We start from the raw sequence: 17,098 nt of genomic DNA on the forward strand, positions 1-17,098 counted from the left end.
GTTGTGCCGACTAAATTGTGACGTCAGTGTATGAATACTATTCTTCAAGTTATTGATTGAATTAGGTTCTGTGAATAAAGTTGAGAGAGCAGAAATCAGATACAGGGAAGACAGGATGAAACTGAACTGTGATATGGGTGAAAGCTTCGGAAGCTGGCAGATGGGGCATGATGCGGCTGTGATGCCCTGGGTGGACATGGCCAATATTGCCTGTGGTTTTCATGCCTCGGACCCGGATCATATGGCCGCGACCGTGGCTCTGGCGAAACAGCATGGTGTAATGATTGGGGCGCATCCGGGATATGACGATAAACCAGGGTTTGGTCGCCGACATATCCCACATACCTCGCCGGCTATTACCCGGTTGGTGGCCTATCAGATCGGTGCTTTAGACGCCATTTGCCGGTTGCAGGATGCCACGGTGAGTTATGTCAAACCCCATGGCGCACTGTACAACGACATGATGGCCCACGAAGAGGTTTATCTGGCGATCCTGGAGGCGGTGGCCGGAATGAACCGTCACCGTGCTAAGCCGCTGGCGCTGATGATTCTGGCCAGAGCAGATAACTCGCGCTATCAGGCGTTAGCTGAGGCACAAGGGGTGCCGCTTATCATGGAAGCGTTCGCAGATCGTGCCTATGACGAACAGGGGCTGCTGGTGGCCAGAAGCCAGCCGGGTTCGGTGTACCATGACAGTCAGCGTATTCGCCAGCAGGTTGCTGAGCTGACGAGCGGGAAGGTGACAACGGTCAGCGGTCGTTCGTTAGCATTGCAAGCCGATACGGTCTGCGTGCACGGCGATAATGAGGAGTCGATTGCCGTCGTGAAAACGCTGCACGAGGACATCCGTTCATGAGAGGCTTGCAGCCGGTATCTGAAACCAACGCCATTCTCTATTTCGGTGACAAGATAGATCTGGCTCTGACTCCGCTGATTGGCAAGGTTGTTGATCATCTCCGGCTGATGTCGCATCCGGGGATCAGAGAAGTGATTCCCTCGTACACCTCCATTCTTATTGAATACCATCCTCTGCGTATGACGTTCGGTGAACTGGAGGAACTGATGGCGCAATCCGTCTCATTGGTTGAGGCTTCAGCTTCTGCCGGACGGGCAAGCCGCGCCAAGTCTGCCGGTTCTCGCCTGATCACCCTGCCTGTGTATTACGCGCCGGAAGTGGGGCCGGATTTAGCCGCGATTGCGGAGCGGAGCGGGCTGAGTATCGAGCAGGTGATTGAGCGTCACTATCAGCAGAGCTATACCGTGTGTGCCATTGGCTTTGCGCCGGGATTTGCCTTCCTCGCGGCGGTTGATGACAGTATTGCCACGCCTCGTCATGCGGAGCCCCGAAAACGTGTTCCGCCGGGCAGTGTAGGCATTGCCAACCATCAGACGGCGGTGTATCCCGCCGCTTCGCCGGGAGGGTGGCAAATCATTGGTAACTGCCCTCAACCACTTTTCCTGCCAGATCAGCAACCGATGACGCCGTTTCAGGTTGGCGATACGGTCAAGTTTGCGCCGATCACCCGTCAGGCATTTCTTTCTCAAGGAGGTGAAATATGGCCGGACTGGACATAATTCATCCCGGAATGCTGACGCTGATTCAGGATCTCGGTCGGTTTGGTGTCGCAGATCAGGGGCTCAGTCAGGGAGGCGCTATCGATTTACATGCCAGTTGCTGGGCCAATTATCTGGTGGGTAACGAGGCGGGTGCTGCGGTACTGGAAATCACGTTGGGGCAAGCTGAGATTCGGTTTCAGTCCGATTGCCTGTTTGCGGTCACGGGAGCTGCAATGCCGCTTACATTGGACGGGGAAGCGATTGAGAACTGGCAATGTGTGCAGGCCAAGCAAGGGCAGACCCTTAAATTCGGCTATGCACGAAGCGGTCTGCGGGCATATCTGGCTGTGCGTGGTGGACTGGATCTGCCTCTCGTTCTGGGCAGTCGGTCGGCAGTGGTACGTAATCAAATTGGCGGATTAAAAGCCGGGCAGCCGCTAGCGGCCGGGGATCGCCTGCATCTGAATCATGCGCAGGTTGCGCCAGTAAACGAGCTAGCCGGACGGCAGGCCGCCGCGCGGTTCGTACCGGATTATGCCGGGCCGGTTAGCCTCAGGGTGGTGGAATCCTACCAGCATCATGCTTTTCATGATGCTGAAAAAGCGCGGTTTTATAGCAGCGAGTACACCGTTAGTCAGGAAACTGATCGGATGGGTTGTCGTCTGAGCGGGCCGGCTGTGTACCCGTCGATGGACGGGATCATCTCGGAAGGCATCGCCCTTGGCGCGATACAGATTCCGCCAAACGGCCAGCCAATTGTACTGTTTAATGATCGTCAGACTCTCGGCGGTTATCCGAAGATAGGGTGTGTGGCCCGCATGGACCTCCCGCGTTTGGCTCAAGCCCGGCCGGGGACGACTGTGACATTTCGCCGGGCAAATCTGGATGATGTACAGCAGGAGTGGATCGCGTTTTCACGCTTTTTCGGACTGTAATTTGTCTGATGAAATTGCTATGGTGGCGGCTCAGCCGCTTGGGGGGCTGTGAAAGGGGGCACAATGCGCTCCCTTTTTATATCCCCGGGAAGCGGTCACACCCCGTTTACGATAAAGGAGCCGTATGTACATCTTTGGTTATGGAAGCTTAAACAACGCCCATTCACGCAGGCTGACAGGGCAAACTCAGGCCGCTATTCCCGCCACCGTCAAGGGATTGCAGCGACACTGGGGAAAAGTCGATGACAGTTACCGCATTGCGCCGCTGGTGGCGATGCCGGGCGAAGGTGAGTGCAACGGCGTTTTGGTTCGGGTGGATGACGCCGCGTTAGCCAGTTTTGATATTCGCGAGCGGGGTTATCAGCGTATAGCGCTTGACCCGCTGCAACTTCGAACCACGCAGCCGATTGATACTAACCAGCCAATTTGGGTGTACACCAAAGAGTCACCAATGGCCCCTTGTGCCGTTCAGCCGATCATGCAGACTTATGTCGACACAGTGTTGGCCGGATGCCTGGCGATTTCCGAGCAGTTTGCCCAAACGTTTGTGGATACCACTATAGGCTGGCACCATCCGCTGGAAAATGATCGCCTGCAGCCGAAATATGGCAACCATGCCGGGGTAGAAGAAAGTCATATTACCCATATTGATCGGCTGTTGGCGGCTATTCGCTAATTCGTTTTTACCTCTGTTTACTGATTTTTTGACTGGCAACGTTCGTTATGGCAAAACCCAATAAAAAAGGGCCAACTAAAACCGTCGATATTTTCTGCGCCGGGTGCCGCACCCAGCTGTTCAAGTATCGCAAGGGCGGTAAAGGGGCGCTGGTGAAATGCTTTAAAGAACGTATCGTCAAAGATTTCACGGTCGAGGAAGGGGTATGCCCGCAATGCGGTGTGCATTTTGCGCGGGATACCCTAATTCGTGGCGCACCCGCCCTTAAAATGGTGGGGGGGAAAGTGTCGATGAAGTAGCACTGCTGGCTGTTGTCTGGCTGAGGGTATTTACCCCGGGCGGACAATTAATGTTTTTGGTCAGCAGTACGGCTTTCACATCCACAATTTTACGTTGGTAAGTGGCACGAACGAGCTGATAGTCCACATCCGGCGAAAACCACATCACCAGCTTTCTGTCGCTCTTTCTGATTTGTTCAACCCGAATGGCTCTGACCGGACCGAAATTGGAATCAATGGTTTCCTGCCCCTTCACCTGAAAGTAGTAATGGCTGACGTCATCCGACTCCTGCATTTTGTAGTCGAAAAAGGTTTTACCCTCAATCAGATCCAGACGCATCTGGCTGCCAATAGCATCCACATCCAGGATAGGTTTGTCGCTACTCTGAAAGGTCAGCTTCTCCCCGTCATTGCTCACGGTCGACTTCTTCGCATCCCGGGAAAAACTGGCGCGGGTCGTGCCGTCCATCAGACCGCTGATATTACGGTCGAACCCCTTTGACAGGAAAGATTGGTGCTGCGGGGACCAGTATACCTCGCTGGACTGTTTGAAGCGGGTCTTGGTCGCCAGCACATTGATGCTACTGTAAGAATTAACGATGGCCTCTTGATCTTGCCAGCGCAACGTGCGGCTGAGCTGGCCAATTCTCAGGTTATTGAAATACAGCTGGTAAGTGAGTGTCTTGGTACACTGATGAAAATTTTTGGGCGGCTCGGCAAGCGCAGGGCCGGCTGCAAAAAAAGAAACACCCGCTAAAAATGCGGCGCTAGTCGCTGATAATAATGGTTTCACGCAAACACCTCGTAGAAAACCAGCGGCCTGAGCCGTTATCTGGCGCGTTGAGCAACTGTATTTAAATTAGCAGGCGAAAGGTGTTGTGCCAACTCAGCCCGGCCAATGCCGGGCTGAAAGGTGAGATTATTTCAGCATACGTTTCAGGATTTTACCGGTTGCTGTCATCGGTAACTCTTCAACGATGTCAATCAGGCGAGGGTATTTATAGTCAGCCAGGCGGGCTTTACCCCACTGAACCAGTTCTTTTGCGCTGACCTTGGCACCGTCTTTAAGGATGACAAATGCTTTGGCTTCCTCTCCGTACGATTTGTGTGGTACGCCAATGACGGCAATCATCTGGATATCCGGATGGGCCATGAAGGTTTCTTCGATATCCCGTGGGTAGATATTGAAGCCGCCACGGATGATCACTTCTTTTAGCCGATCCACCACGTAGACATAGCCTTCCTCGTCTATCCGGACGATATCACCGGTATGCAGCCAGCCATTAACCACTGTTTTCGCTGTCTCTTCCGGCTTTTTATAGTAGCCCTTCATCACGTTGTGACCACGGATCAGCAGCTCGCCTTCTGCCCCTGCCGGAACGGTGTTGCCCTGATCGTCGATAACCTTCATCGACACCCCAGCCAGTGGCTGGCCGATACTGCCGGGCTTACGCTCAAACTCAAGGTGGTTGAACGCGGCGACCGGAGACGATTCGGACAGGCCGTAGCCTTCAATCACCGGGACATTGAGCTTCTCTTCAAATTGTTTCAGCACTTCAACCGGCATGGAGGCACCGCCGGAAATGGCCACTTTCAGGTGCTTGGCAATCTCGATGATGTCTTCTCCACCGTGTTTTTCAGCAAAGGCCAGCAAGCCGATAAACATCGTGGGAACGCCGGCAATATGGGTGACCTTGTGCTCGTACATCTGCTGAATGACCAGTTTCGGCACAAAGCGGGGGATCAGAACCAGAGCACTGCCTGCCAGCATCGAGGTGTTCAAGATCAGTGACTGACCGAAGGTGTGAAACAGCGGCAGAATGGCCATGCTGACATCTGTGCCTTTCTGGTTCAGCAAAGCCTGGCATGCCTGGGCATTACACAGCATGTTGCTCTGGGTCAGTTCTGCGCCTTTGGCCCGGCCGGTGGTGCCGGAGGTGTAAAGAATCACGCAGGTATCTTCGGCACGGCGGAAAATCGCTTCAAAGTGATCGTTGTCGGTGTCGGTCAGCCAGCTACCGAAATTGTGGTATTGCGGAGCATTGTGTGTGGGTGCCGACTGCTCGTTCGGTTGCTCCGTCGGCAGTGCCATTTGCAGCTCAGAGCCGCTGGGAATGCAGATAAAGTGCTGGCAGCGCTCAGCCTGAGAGAAGCCCTCGTAGCCGTATTCACCGCTCGGCAGGGCACTGTTGCCTTCGTAACAGATGAAGGCAATGGCATCGCTGTCGTCCAGATGATAGGTCACTTCGGTGCCTTTCAGCATGACATTCAGCGGGACGGTGACCGCTCCGACTTTTTGGATTGCGTAGTACGCGATGACAAAAGCCGGGTTATTCGGGCATGACAGCGCGATTTTATCATCGGGTTTGACGCCGAGGTTGCGCAGGTGGTTCGCCGCACGGTTAATGAGCGTATTGAGGGTACGGTAATCGAGTTTCTCGTCATTGAAAATGAGCGCGGTACGGTCGCCACGAAAGCTCGCATTACGTTCAATAAGTGTCGCCAGATTGTACATTGTCTTTTTTGTCATTAATGATTTTGGCTCATTCTAATATAGCTGACGCCGCGCTGACGGATTTTTTGTGAAATTAAAATTTCACATGATTTTTTCGACATATTTTTATTCATAGATTCAGTCAGATAGCAACGAGACTGGTACGGTGTCTATGTGCCAGTTTTATGAATGTAGGTAACGTGATGAAAACAAAGAAGAAGGAAGCTTCGCGCTCTACACCATGTTTATGACGCTTTGATGGCGGTAATTTGACGATATTTTAGCCGGGTCCTATTTTTAGTGGGGTTTAACTGACAGAGGTGTGGAAAGATGAAGAAAATGAACTCGGCTTATCGTTTGCAAATCATCAAAAAAGTCGCGACTCGTCGGCGCCTGATGACCGGTGGTGACCCGATGGCCTGCCACATCTCTCAGTTATTGGAATCTCGCGATAGTCAGGATACTAATTTGGTTGAACACCACTTCAGCGGATGTCATTACGATGACAGAGTCGGCGGTTGGGTCAGCAATTTGTGGAGCTTGAAAAAGTAATGGTTCTGACCTGATTTGGCCATTTTTGATCGTTGAATGGTCAAAACAGGACAGTATCGGGCGATACGCCAGAGTCTTCTCTGATGATGCGGGCAAGTTCACTCTGCCCGCATTTTTTATGGGCGGTGTTTGCTGTCATCACTATGGGGTGTTAACACTGGCAAAATCAATGACGAAAGGATTAAAACGGAGAAACACTGGCGATCGGCAATCGACTCAGGTACATTCCCCCGGTCTCAAAATTTTAGGTCGATGCATGAACTACGTAGAACTGGATAGCTATTCCCGTAAGTGGATCTTCACTCACGCTTCTATGCCTGTCGAAGCCGATGACTTGGCGCAAATCAAACCATTCACTCAAGCGCGTTCAGCCCAGCTGTGGCGCGAGCATGTCAGCAGTCAGAGCCCGGATGCTGATCACTTTGAAAAGGGTGACTGGCCCGCAGATCAGAAAATCTGGTCTCAGTCATTTGACTGGCAGAGTGCCTGGGACGGTGACGATATCGATTTGCCGGATGCCATTTCGGCAGAGTTGAGCTGGGAAGATAACACGACGGTATTCTTCTGCTACGAAAAGTACAATGTGGTTGAAACCAAGTGGGGCGTCTTTAAACGCAACTGGAAAAACTTCCTGTTTTTCGATGATGGCCCACTGCTGTTGGGACGCAAAAAAAAGCAGGCTGTTTGGTTTAAATCTAACGGTACTTTCCAGATTGGTCATCGCCCGGATAGAACGCCGAGCGGCGAGTAACACGACTCACCGCCACGCCGTACATTAAAAAAACACGCTGTCGCGATTGAGTGACAGCGTGTTTTTTTTGGCTCAGTCCTTTTGCCTTGCTTTAGCCAGTTTCTGCATCTAATTCCGGCTGGTTGAATTCCACCATCTGACCTTTGCCTAACAACTTGGCGTCATACATTGCTTCATCGGCGCGCCGCAGGATATCATCCGCAGACTCCTGACTGTGTGGATGGACGTAATAACAGCCGATGCTGACGCCGACAGTAATACGTTTATCGCCAACTTTCATGACCTGACTCAGTCGCTCAAACAGCCGCTGGCTGGTGGCTTTGACATTCGCTTCGGTCAGCGGAGGAGAAAGAAGAATGACAAACTCATCCCCAGCGAGCCGGGAGACCAAGTCACCTTTGCGAATGGCCCGCCGCAGCCTTTCGGCTACGATGCGTAATACTTGATCGCCAATTACATGGCCATGGCTGTCATTCACGGCTTTGAAATTGTCCAGATCCAGAAACAGTACCGCGAACCCGTGCTCTTCGTGTGACGGCGCTTCGAGCAGAGCCTGCAAGCTGCGATGCAGTTTGACCCGGTTGGCCAAATTAGTAAGCGGATCGTGGTTAGCCATGTATTCCAGCCGCTGAATCTCTTTCATTGAGCGCAGATCAGAGGCCACCACCACGGTCTGACGTCCCGGTTTGTGGGTGTCGGAAATGCGGGTGATCCGGACGAACAACGGCAGCGGTTCCCCTTTGGCACCACGGGCATTGATTTCCCCCTGCCACTGGCCGCTGTCTTGCAGGGCAGTGCCGATAATAGCCTGTAACTGCCGGTATTCTTCAGCCACCACCAGTTGGCTGAAATGCATCCCCATTACGCTTTGCTGATCGTACCCGGTCAACTGATGGAACGTGCTGTTGACCATGGTCAGGCGGCCCTGATTGTCGATCAGGATAATGGCATCCTGACTGTTATCAAACACCTTGGCAGCCAGTTTCTGCTGCCTTTCGGCGGAGTGTTTTGCGGTAATATCTTCAATCGCAAACAACGTTTGTAGCCTGCTGTGCAATGGCCTGCTGACAATCTGGTAGGTGCGGATCTCGCCGTTAGACTGGGCACCCTCGACAATCAGGTGATCAATCTGGCGTGGGTGGCTCAGGGCGTCATCAAGCAGCCGCTGAAAAGCTTCACGCTCAACCGGTGCGAGCATATCGATCAGCGAAGGCCAGTCATGGTGGGTAAAGGCTGACTGGAAAAGTGTCTGGCAGGCGGCATTGGCTTTGGTGATTTCACCACGCTGGTTGACCACCACCAGGCCGTGCTGAACGGTTTCGATGATGTCGTCAGCAATGGATTTTTCCTCACGGAGCTGGCGCAGGGCGAGGCGTAGCGCGGCATCCCGTTCAGAAATGGTGTCCACCATGGTATTGAAGCTTTCTGTTAGTTCATTGAGCTCATCCCGGCTGCTTCTGACTGGCGTAATCGGCTGATGCGCTTCGCCTTTAATGACATCACGAATACCGGCATTGAGTTGGGACACTGGCTTGATCACCCAGCGCTGCAGACGGCTGATGATGTAAGTGCTGACTCCCACCAAACCGAAAAACAGCAGCAGACTGATTTTTAAGTGTGTCCACTGAATGGCATGAAGTGATGCCAGTGACACCGAAATGTGCATGTGGGCAATGTTCTCTTTTTCCAGCAACACCGGAATCTGGAGATACAGGGTGTGCTCGCTAAACACCACGTCGTGTTTATCCAACCGAATCAGCATACCGGAAGGAAAGGCCTGAGAGGCTAAATCGCGGGTGTACTGTGAAAACAAGGTGCCATTGGGGAGTTCCAGCCGTACCGCCTTAATAAGCGGATCGGCCTGAAAGGTGGTCAGGATCTCTCTGGCAGCTTCGGAATCATTGAACAGCACTGGGGCGGTGAGGTTCATGGCGATACCGTTGGCCAGAATTTGCGTCCGGTTGACCAGATTGTCCCGCTCAATGGCTATGTAGCTGCGATAGCTGATGATTTGAAAGCCCAGGTAAACGAGCAGAATAAACAGCATCAACGGGAATCCGAGCCGCTGATTCAGTGGCAGGCTATCAATCCATTTTTTCATGTTGGCCTCCTTGTGCAACCGGGTAGGCATCATCGAGCAGAGCGATCCGCAGCAATTGAGATTTTACCGATAACCGGCCCTTCTCGAGGTGGTGGGGCGACAGTACGGGTTTGATTTGCTGACCAACAGCCCGCAGCTCAATCATACCGCCCAAGGCTAGAAACTGTGGACTGTCACTGATGGTCAGCAGGCCCTCATACTGAGGAATACTTTGCAGCACCGGTAGCTTTTGTGCCGTGATGTAGAGCAAATCACACTGCTTACTGGCATCCGTCAGGTTACCGACACTGCGAAACTGACCAAGGTGATCTTTGTCCGTGAACAGTTTCTGCAGCGTGACGGTCGTGCTGTCACGCCCCAGCACACAGTAGCGGGCGACGTGATCCTCCGGCACTTGCCACCGGATAAAACTGGCCAGCCGATAGATATACACGGCTTTGATCTTGTGCACGGCAAAGCTGCCTGTCATTGCGTGATCTGCGCGGGCAGGGTTTAGTGTCATCAGCAGAAACAGTGCCAGTATGGTGAGGAGCCCGGACGACCGTCGGAGCGATGTTGTGCTCATAGTAGGTTCCACGCCGCCCTCAATGTAATGCTGTCTTCCAGTTTGGCTTTTGTCGGCAAATCCCGATAGTGACCTTTACCCAAGGCATCGACAATCAGCTCAATCTGGGGCGAGTGGGGCGTTGCCTGCCAGGCGAGACGAAGGTCCAGGGTACTGACAGACGGTGCCCGGTAAAAATCATTGCTGGTGGAAACGGCGCTTTTGTAGCGGTACCAGAGATCCAGTTGCCACTCGGGAGTGATGTCCCACAGGCTCTGTACCGAGAGGTAGTGCGCTGGTTGCAGCTCATGGTTCAGGCGATAGCCGGTGTCGGCATCCGGCTCGCAACTGCTGTAACCCTGGCAGTCTGCTTTGGTCCGAATGTAGCTGTAGCTGGTATTGAGCGTAAAAACAGGCATAGGGGACCAACGAACTGCCGTTTCGAAGCCGTAGCTCTCGGCATCCAGCGCGTCACTGTAACTGTTGCCGATAACAAACATACCGTGTGGCAACTGCGTTCCATCAGTGCACAGGCCATAAACGCACTGAATGGCCATATCATCCAGCATGCGCAGATTTTTAAAGCGGCTGTAGAACAACGTACTGTCAATGGCCAGCTCTGCAGTGGGGGAGATTCGGTGCCCGATGTCTACCGTGGTGACCGTTTCGGTGTCCATATCCGGATTGGCCGTGGTACTTATCAACATCGGGTGGACGGTATTGGCCCCGGTTGCGTTGTTCTGTACTTCTACCTGGCCCAGGATATAGCCGTCGGTTTTGCTGTCGACAAATGAGGGGGTGACGGCCCCGCGTCCGGCTCCCAGCCACACTTGTTGCTGAGGACTGACATGATAAAGCAGCCGCGCCTGCGGCTGGAATTCCGTGGCATCGTTAATCGAGAAGTGTTCAACTTTGGCTCCGAGCAAACCCGTCAGCTTCTCCGTCAGTTGCGAATCCAGCTGCAGATAGGCATTCAGGATAACATCGGTTCCTCGCGGATCATGGCTGAACCGTCCCCATGGCTCGGTCTGGCGAAGAAAATCGCCCGGATACGGCTCGGTCCGGCGATGGATAACCCGGGCGCCACCGCCCAGCGTCAGGCTATGCCCGGCAGCCAGGGAGTGATGGGCAAGGGTATCCAGATCGAAGGTATAGAATTCTGCTTCCGCGGAGGGCTCATTGGTCTCATTGGCATCCAGCCACAGATGCAGCTCATAACTGGTTGTCTCGCCGTGTTCCAGCCAGTCGACACTGGCGTAGGCTCCGCGGTGATAAACATTCAGGCGGGCTGGCGAATAGATGCTGTCTGAAGGGCGGTAAAAGTCTGCCACTGTCCAGTCATGACTGGATCGGGTTTCAAAACCCCCGGCCTGTAGTGTGATTTCCCGCTCGCTGCCATCATAATCGGCCCGGAATCCTCCCCGCAGGTTCTGCCACGCATCGTTCCAGTCGCTGTAATAATCACTTTTTACGCCCTTGGCATAAAAACGGGCTGCCCAGTGGTCATTCAGGCTGAATCCGTAACGATAGCTGAGTTCCTGATACTGGTTTTCTCCGGCGGCGACTTCGATAAAGTGACCCGGTGTCTGGTGGCTGTTTCGGGTGATGATGTTAATCACCCCGTTAGCGGCATTACCGCCCCACATCGTCCCGGCGGTACCGCGGATCACTTCGATGCGCTCGATGTCTTCCAGAATGGTATCAATAGTGTGCCAGTAGGTACCTGACATCAGAGGGCTGAACACACTGCGGCCATCAATCATGACCAGAAGCTTGTTAAACAGTACTTCGTTCAGGCCACGCATTGAGACTTGCCAGTTAAACGTCGAGATCTTGTTTACCTGAACGCCCGGTGCTAATGCCAGTGCTTCGGCCACCGAGCGGACCCCGCTGCGGCGAATCTGCTCCTGAGAAATAACATAAACCGCTGCCGGCACCTCATTGAGTGCCTGGGGTTTTTTCGCTGCCGAGGTAATGCGGATGTCGGCATTGGCCAGCTCTTCCAGGCTCATGGACAGCAGTTGATCCAGCTCATCTGCGGATGCACTGGACGCGGCAAACAGCGCAGGCAGCAGGCAGGCCCACAATGTATGGCAGCAGCGATGGCCAGAAGGGGTGCTGGATGGTGGCATGATTGAAATTACAGGTTAAACAAAGTTGCATTCAGTTTAACAAAGAATGATTAAAGTCCTTATTTTTTAAGTAGTTAAACTTAAATTTGAAGTGTTTGTTTTTATTCTCAGGAGGTATGGAAAATGGCTGGGAATACCTTTTGGGGAAGGGAGATTTGGCTCTCAGTTTGTCGGCCGGGCACCGTATTTATGTGTGATGTGACATATGAATGAGCTAGTACGGTGCAATTCCGTACACATGAGTTTGATTTGACACAAAAGAACGCCTCGACCAGACGTGCAGCAGTACTAAAAATAAATTACAGATTTGTGATGGCTGTCAAGTTTTGGCTGCTGCGGACAGCGTTATTTACGGGTTGCCATGAGCTGCAAAATATTTTGCTCTGCTTTCGATAAATTTTCCTGACTGGAGTGAATCGAGCTGGGCGAAGCATAAAAAGGTTGATGGAGCGGTTTGCCCAACACCACAAAAAACTGCGCTCCGACCTTACCGGTCCGGACTTCGATAGGCAGGGCTGCTTTCTCCAGCGTGGCCATCTGGCGTGAGAACAGCTGGCTGCCCGCGACGTAAATACTGCCACTGCGGATAAACACGAATCCGGAGGTTTGCTCGGTATCCGGAGTGTAAAACCACACGCCAAACGGAGCCAGCATGATGTCCAGGTAGGTGAGTGGCACTGAGCAGTGTGCCGGGCTGGAGTGCGCCTGATAAGTGCCTACGATGACTTTGGTGGTGGAATCATGCTCTTCAATGATAGGCAGATCTTGGGCATGGAAATAACAACTTTCCGGTTTGGTCATCTCTTTCTGACCGGCGGGGAGGGCCGTCCAGAGGCTGAACGATTCCACCTGACCATTGTTCGGCGTCATGATGTCTTTATGGATGATGCCGCTTCCGGCCGTCATGATTTGCAAATCGCCGCTGGCGAGGGTGGTGTGACAACCGGCGGAGTCGTGATGACGCATTTTACCGATGACCGGGTAGCTGAGTGCATCAACGCCCGAGTGGCCGTGGTAATCCAGGCCGGTGGAATGGATGACTTCACTGGCAGCAAAATGGTCCCATAAGACAAAGGGATCGAGTTGATTTAATTCAGATTTTTCAATAAAAGCGGTGAGTAACCCATCTTTTTTACCAAAGCGGATTTTGGTTACTTTTCTTGTGTGTCTCATCACCGGCCACCAGCAACTTAGGATAGTTTTTTGCTCACGTTGATATACCCTAAATCTTAGACCTTACCCACAGAATCCACCAAGGTGGAAACCACGCTCACGGTACTTTTTTACGGAGCGCTGACATTGTCCCGATGCTTGTTGGTGGTGCGGGTTTTTACTGTCGGTTTATGTTGGTTTTCATTGCTGGAGTCCTTTTTCTATACATTCTCTCTTGGTGCTTATCTCATCTTCAGGCCGTTAATCCATGTGTCAATCCGTACATCAAATCATGCATCAATTCATGTATCAATTCATGTTTCAATTCATGTTTCAATCAGTGGCGTCGGCCCAGCTGACATAAGCGACCTGCGCCGGTATTTTCAGGGTCTGAAACATGGTCAGCCAGCGAATCTGATTACTCTGTAGCTTGTCGCCGGGTCCTTTGACTTCCACCCAGCAATAGCGGTCTTCTTTGAACAGAATCAGATCCGGGAAACCACTGCGGTTGCTTTTGGGGTCGAACAGGATGCGCTGAAACAGCTGTGCCAGCGCATCGGGCGGAAAAGCGGCGACACTGTGCTCAACCAGTTCACGACTCAGCAGTGTCCAGTTGACCCAATCGTTGGTCAGCCCTTCTTTTTCACGATAGACCGCAAGCCACTGTTGCCACTGACCATTGGCGATGTGGTGTAAGCGGGCCTCAATCAGTGTTTCGCGTTGTTCGGCAAATTCCGGTTGGTACATGTCTCTGGGAGAGCGCTGGAACGGGTTGAGAAACGCACCGGGCATGGGGGCAAAAATAATGTCCCAGAAGGCCAGCCCGAATAAACCACAAATCAGGGCATTTTCGGTATAGCAGGCGGTCCATCCTCGCCGGGCGTAATGCTCTGCCACCACAAGTTCAACCCGTTGCGCCTGTTGTGGCAAGGTGAGCTGTACTTCGTCAAATACCGGCTTTCGTCGGGGAGTTGTGCGTTGACCTTGCTTACGGCGCAGTTGTCGTAGCAGGGTGTCGGCCACTTCCCCTTCCTGTTCGTTGACGGGATCCTCCGCCATGGCCAGCGCCAAAGGCAAAGCCTGTTCTATTTCCTGCAATCTATCCAGAATCCGCACCTGACGTTCACGAGACGGCGGCAATTCGCTTTGTTGAAATAATGACAACGCCAGCGGCAGGTGATCCGGGTTGGTGACGCCGAGTCGTTCAATGTCGCGGGCAAGCTGATTGATGAGCCGTTGGCGTTTTCGCTCCAGCGGCGGCCAGTCAACGCGGGCTGGAAGCTGAGTGCTTAAGGCCAGAATCTGCTCTCTGTCTTTGCGTTGTGCCGCGTCCTGATACTCATCAGCCAGCTGGCTGAGTGCCAGCCACTGGTCGATTTGTTCCCGCTGGGTGAAAAGTCGCTGAAAGCGGTCAATGCGGTAGGATTCGAAGCGATACAGCCCTAAGTCGGCCAACACAAATTCGCTGAGATCCTGATGGCTGTTACCAAAAAAGCACAACAGCAGTACGCTCAGAAACTCGGTATGGCAGACTTCAAGGATAGGCTCGCCAAAGTCGCTAATATCCGGATGGAAGGCGTGCAATGCGGTCAGTAAGTCATTTTTCTTTGCTTGCTTAACCGGGGACAGTGCCGGAAACAGCTCAAGTAATTCAGGTTTGGTGAACAGGGCCCCCAATTGCTCTGCTGACCCGTGTTCAGGCTGTCGAATGATAAATCCGGCCATCACCAGTTCGTCACAGGCCGCCGGTATGCTGCTGATTTCCTGATAGTGAAGCTTCTGCTGGCGAAACAGCGGCCCTTTTCGAGATAGCAGGCGAATGTACAGCAATTGTCCGTCAAGGCTGAGGGCATCAAACGTGTCCAGCCAGTGGTGCTCTGTTTCAGTCAGCAGATCACTGTATTGCTGGCGAACGTGGCGAATCAGTACCAAAAAGTTATCCCGGTAATAATCCGCTTTTAGGATGGGCTGGGACGTCATGTTTAGGGCTGGCTGTTTCATGCAGGTTCAGATAAATCGCTAAAATAAAAAGAAATACACACATTAGCTATGAGTGTAATGTTATGGCAAATGTTTGTGCAATATCTAAGCTATCTCAATAGCTTAGCATACGTCGAGGTGCTATCATTGTCATTGTTTCTGCGGCATAAATCATAGGTTGATCCTGTTGTGAAAAATTGGGGCGTAATGCATTGGATTCTCTTGGGTTGGCTAAGCCTGTTCAGCCTGCATGGCGTAGCCGGTGCCTCTGTGCCGGTCGTAAAGGCAAGTGAAACCGATCCGAATAAGTTGGTGGGAGCGGTTTGCGTTATCCGCCATCAGGATCAGCTGGTGATGCTGGCAGAAGTGATCACGGAGAAGTTTTCGCTTCCTGGTGGGTATATCGACAAAGGGGAGACCCCGCAGCAGGCGGCTGCCCGTGAAACGCTGGAAGAAACAGGGATTCGGGTAAACGTTGGGGACCTGATTCAGAACCGGGGCAGGGCTGCCATTTATGCCTGTGTTGCACAGGAACCCATCCTGGTCTCATCGTTCAAAGACAAGTACGATCATCCGATTGTGGCTTCCTGGTTCTCGCGCCATTTTGCTACGGAAGTTAAGCGGGTATATCTAATTGACCCGATGACCTTGCCGGCGTCCGAGTACCGCTATCAGAAAGATATTGAGTTACTGACCGGCTGGCTGAATGCGACCCCTGAAAGTGACATCGATCTTTATGACAGCCTCGCCCGGCAGCTGAATCTGATGAATCAGTATGAGTTGGAGACGATTCTCACCTTTCAGCAGGCGGTTGCTAGCTGGCCCGCTGAAATCCAGTCTCTCTTTGGAGGGCTGGCCTCCGCGTTGAATCTTGCTGGAGAGCCGCTTTTCATTGTCTTTTTGGTATTGCTGATCGCCAGTCTTTGTCCCACCCGTTACCTGCTCGTCTGGCTGTTTGCTTTGGTGATGATGTTGTTTACGACATTGTTGCTGAATTTCAGCGTCACCGCCCCGCGGCCATATTTTGCGATGCCACAATTACAACAAATTGATGCCAATGGATTCGGTTTTCCGAGTTCGCACGTGCTGCTGGCGACGCTGGTCTGGATGTCGGTCTGGCAACTGAGCAGCCACAAGCTGAAAGCTGCTGGCAAAGTGCTGTCGGCGCTGTTGGTGGTGATACTGGTAAGCGGCTTGGGTGTGGCTCGGGTATGGTTTGGCGTGAATTTCTTCAGTGATATCGTCGTCAGTATTCTCCTGGCTCTGGGGCTGACCATTCCGTTATTTGCCTGGTGGCGGGTAGATTCCGTTTCTGCGTTAACGCTTGCGGGTAATCGCTGGTTCTGGTTGTTTGCCACCATCATGGTGGGAGTTGTCGCCAGCTACACACTGGATCCGAAAATTGCCTATATTTTCGGAGGTCTGCTGGGGGTGTTCCTGTCAGTGGAATATGCCACCCGTACCGAGCCGAAAACGAGGCTTTCGCTGGGGCGAACCCTGCTTGCATTTGTGGTCATTTCTTTGGTGGCGTTTGGACTGTACCGGTTGATTAACTATGTCTCTTATCAGCAGACCGTGAGCCTTATTGTATTAACGATAAAAGGATGTGGTGCCGCGGCGATCAGCGCCTGGCTGATCGGCGGGGCGGCTTTTATTCGACGCAGGCTGGCTACATCGTCGGAGTCTGATTTTCCCGCGCCTGACGATCGCGACCAATGAACGGCCTTTTCATGAACAATGATTTTATGGCTGTTCGTTTTATGAACATTCATTCAATAGACAGCCATCATCCAGACCGCTGATTTATCCGCCATGTATTATTCTGCTACGAGCTGGCTAAAGCAGCGTGGCTCGTGCTTTTTTTCCCTTTAACACTGGGGTAAAGTGTGACTATCCAGACCTTTCGGTCACAGGGTAGAGAGCAAAGGGCGACCTGCCCGAACCGA

15 protein-coding genes are annotated in these 17,098 nt (G+C 52.7%); 8 read left to right on the top strand and 7 right to left on the bottom strand.

The window, feature by feature from the left end; genetic code table 11:
• Positions 1 to 115 precede the first annotated feature (115 nt).
• The 5 genes from C9I92_RS12835 to C9I92_RS12855 all read left to right on the top strand — a co-directional run bounded on the left by C9I92_RS12835 (position 116) and on the right by C9I92_RS12855 (position 3,467).
• Positions 116 to 856: a 5-oxoprolinase subunit PxpA gene (locus C9I92_RS12835; protein WP_047883487.1), complete on the top strand. Its 741-nt coding sequence runs from the start codon at positions 116 to 118 to the stop codon at positions 854 to 856.
• Complete coding sequence (pxpB, locus tag C9I92_RS12840; protein ID WP_047883488.1) at positions 853 to 1,575, top strand: 5-oxoprolinase subunit PxpB; 723 nt, start codon at positions 853 to 855, stop codon at positions 1,573 to 1,575. The genes C9I92_RS12835 and pxpB overlap by 4 nt, the downstream gene beginning before the upstream one ends.
• Complete coding sequence (locus C9I92_RS12845) at positions 1,557 to 2,492, top strand: 5-oxoprolinase subunit C family protein (protein ID WP_047883489.1); 936 nt, start codon at positions 1,557 to 1,559, stop codon at positions 2,490 to 2,492. Before pxpB ends, C9I92_RS12845 begins: the two co-directional genes overlap by 19 nt.
• A gap of 124 nt (positions 2,493 to 2,616) precedes the next feature.
• On the top strand, positions 2,617 to 3,168 hold the full coding sequence (locus tag C9I92_RS12850; protein ID WP_047883490.1) for a gamma-glutamylcyclotransferase family protein: 552 nt from the start codon (positions 2,617 to 2,619) through the stop codon (positions 3,166 to 3,168).
• 47 nt (positions 3,169 to 3,215) lie between these two features.
• A complete protein-coding gene (locus C9I92_RS12855) occupies positions 3,216 to 3,467 on the top strand; it encodes a hypothetical protein (RefSeq protein ID WP_047883491.1) in 252 nt (83 codons plus the stop codon).
• Here the strand turns inward: C9I92_RS12855 and C9I92_RS12860 are convergent.
• Positions 3,433 to 4,239: a DUF3108 domain-containing protein gene (locus C9I92_RS12860; RefSeq protein ID WP_047883492.1), complete on the bottom strand. Its 807-nt coding sequence runs from the start codon at positions 4,237 to 4,239 to the stop codon at positions 3,433 to 3,435. The genes C9I92_RS12855 and C9I92_RS12860 overlap by 35 nt on opposite strands.
• Before the next feature lie 126 nt (positions 4,240 to 4,365).
• The gene (locus C9I92_RS12865; RefSeq protein WP_047883493.1) at positions 4,366 to 5,961 is read right to left on the bottom strand and encodes a long-chain-fatty-acid--CoA ligase; all 1,596 of its coding nucleotides are present in this window, start codon (positions 5,959 to 5,961) and stop codon (positions 4,366 to 4,368) included.
• A gap of 309 nt (positions 5,962 to 6,270) precedes the next feature.
• On the opposite strand from C9I92_RS12865, the gene C9I92_RS12870 reads away from it, so the two are divergent.
• Both C9I92_RS12870 and C9I92_RS12875 read left to right on the top strand, forming a co-directional pair.
• Positions 6,271 to 6,492: a hypothetical protein gene (locus C9I92_RS12870; RefSeq protein ID WP_047883494.1), complete on the top strand. Its 222-nt coding sequence runs from the start codon at positions 6,271 to 6,273 to the stop codon at positions 6,490 to 6,492.
• Positions 6,493 to 6,748: 256 nt separating this feature from the next.
• Positions 6,749 to 7,243: a DUF2947 domain-containing protein gene (locus C9I92_RS12875; RefSeq protein WP_047883495.1), complete on the top strand. Its 495-nt coding sequence runs from the start codon at positions 6,749 to 6,751 to the stop codon at positions 7,241 to 7,243.
• A gap of 91 nt (positions 7,244 to 7,334) precedes the next feature.
• On the opposite strand, the gene C9I92_RS12880 is transcribed toward C9I92_RS12875, so the two are convergent.
• The 5 genes from C9I92_RS12880 to C9I92_RS12900 all read right to left on the bottom strand — a co-directional run bounded on the left by C9I92_RS12880 (position 7,335) and on the right by C9I92_RS12900 (position 15,173).
• A complete protein-coding gene (locus C9I92_RS12880; RefSeq protein ID WP_047883496.1) occupies positions 7,335 to 9,344 on the bottom strand; it encodes a sensor domain-containing diguanylate cyclase in 2,010 nt (669 codons plus the stop codon).
• The gene (locus C9I92_RS12885) at positions 9,328 to 9,909 is read right to left on the bottom strand and encodes a YfiR family protein (protein ID WP_047883497.1); all 582 of its coding nucleotides are present in this window, start codon (positions 9,907 to 9,909) and stop codon (positions 9,328 to 9,330) included. The genes C9I92_RS12880 and C9I92_RS12885 overlap by 17 nt, the downstream gene beginning before the upstream one ends.
• On the bottom strand, positions 9,906 to 12,020 hold the full coding sequence (locus C9I92_RS12890; protein WP_053061705.1) for a TonB-dependent receptor plug domain-containing protein: 2,115 nt from the start codon (positions 12,018 to 12,020) through the stop codon (positions 9,906 to 9,908). The genes C9I92_RS12885 and C9I92_RS12890 overlap by 4 nt, the downstream gene beginning before the upstream one ends.
• 345 nt (positions 12,021 to 12,365) lie before the next feature.
• Positions 12,366 to 13,193, bottom strand: coding sequence for a pirin family protein (locus tag C9I92_RS12895; protein WP_047883498.1), 828 nt, complete (start codon positions 13,191 to 13,193; stop codon positions 12,366 to 12,368).
• Positions 13,194 to 13,505: 312 nt separating this feature from the next.
• Positions 13,506 to 15,173, bottom strand: coding sequence for a VRR-NUC domain-containing protein (locus C9I92_RS12900; protein ID WP_084712437.1), 1,668 nt, complete (start codon positions 15,171 to 15,173; stop codon positions 13,506 to 13,508).
• A gap of 186 nt (positions 15,174 to 15,359) precedes the next feature.
• Here C9I92_RS12900 and C9I92_RS12905 point away from each other — a divergent pair, with 186 nt between their 5' ends.
• Positions 15,360 to 16,871, top strand: a complete 1,512-nt coding sequence (locus C9I92_RS12905) for a bifunctional NUDIX hydrolase/phosphatase PAP2 family protein (protein WP_084712438.1) — start codon at positions 15,360 to 15,362, stop codon at positions 16,869 to 16,871.
• The last annotated feature ends 227 nt before the right edge of the window (positions 16,872 to 17,098 follow it).

It is taken from the genome of Photobacterium ganghwense (assembly GCF_003025595.1).
GTDB classification, from domain to species: Bacteria; Pseudomonadota; Gammaproteobacteria; order Enterobacterales; family Vibrionaceae; genus Photobacterium; species Photobacterium ganghwense.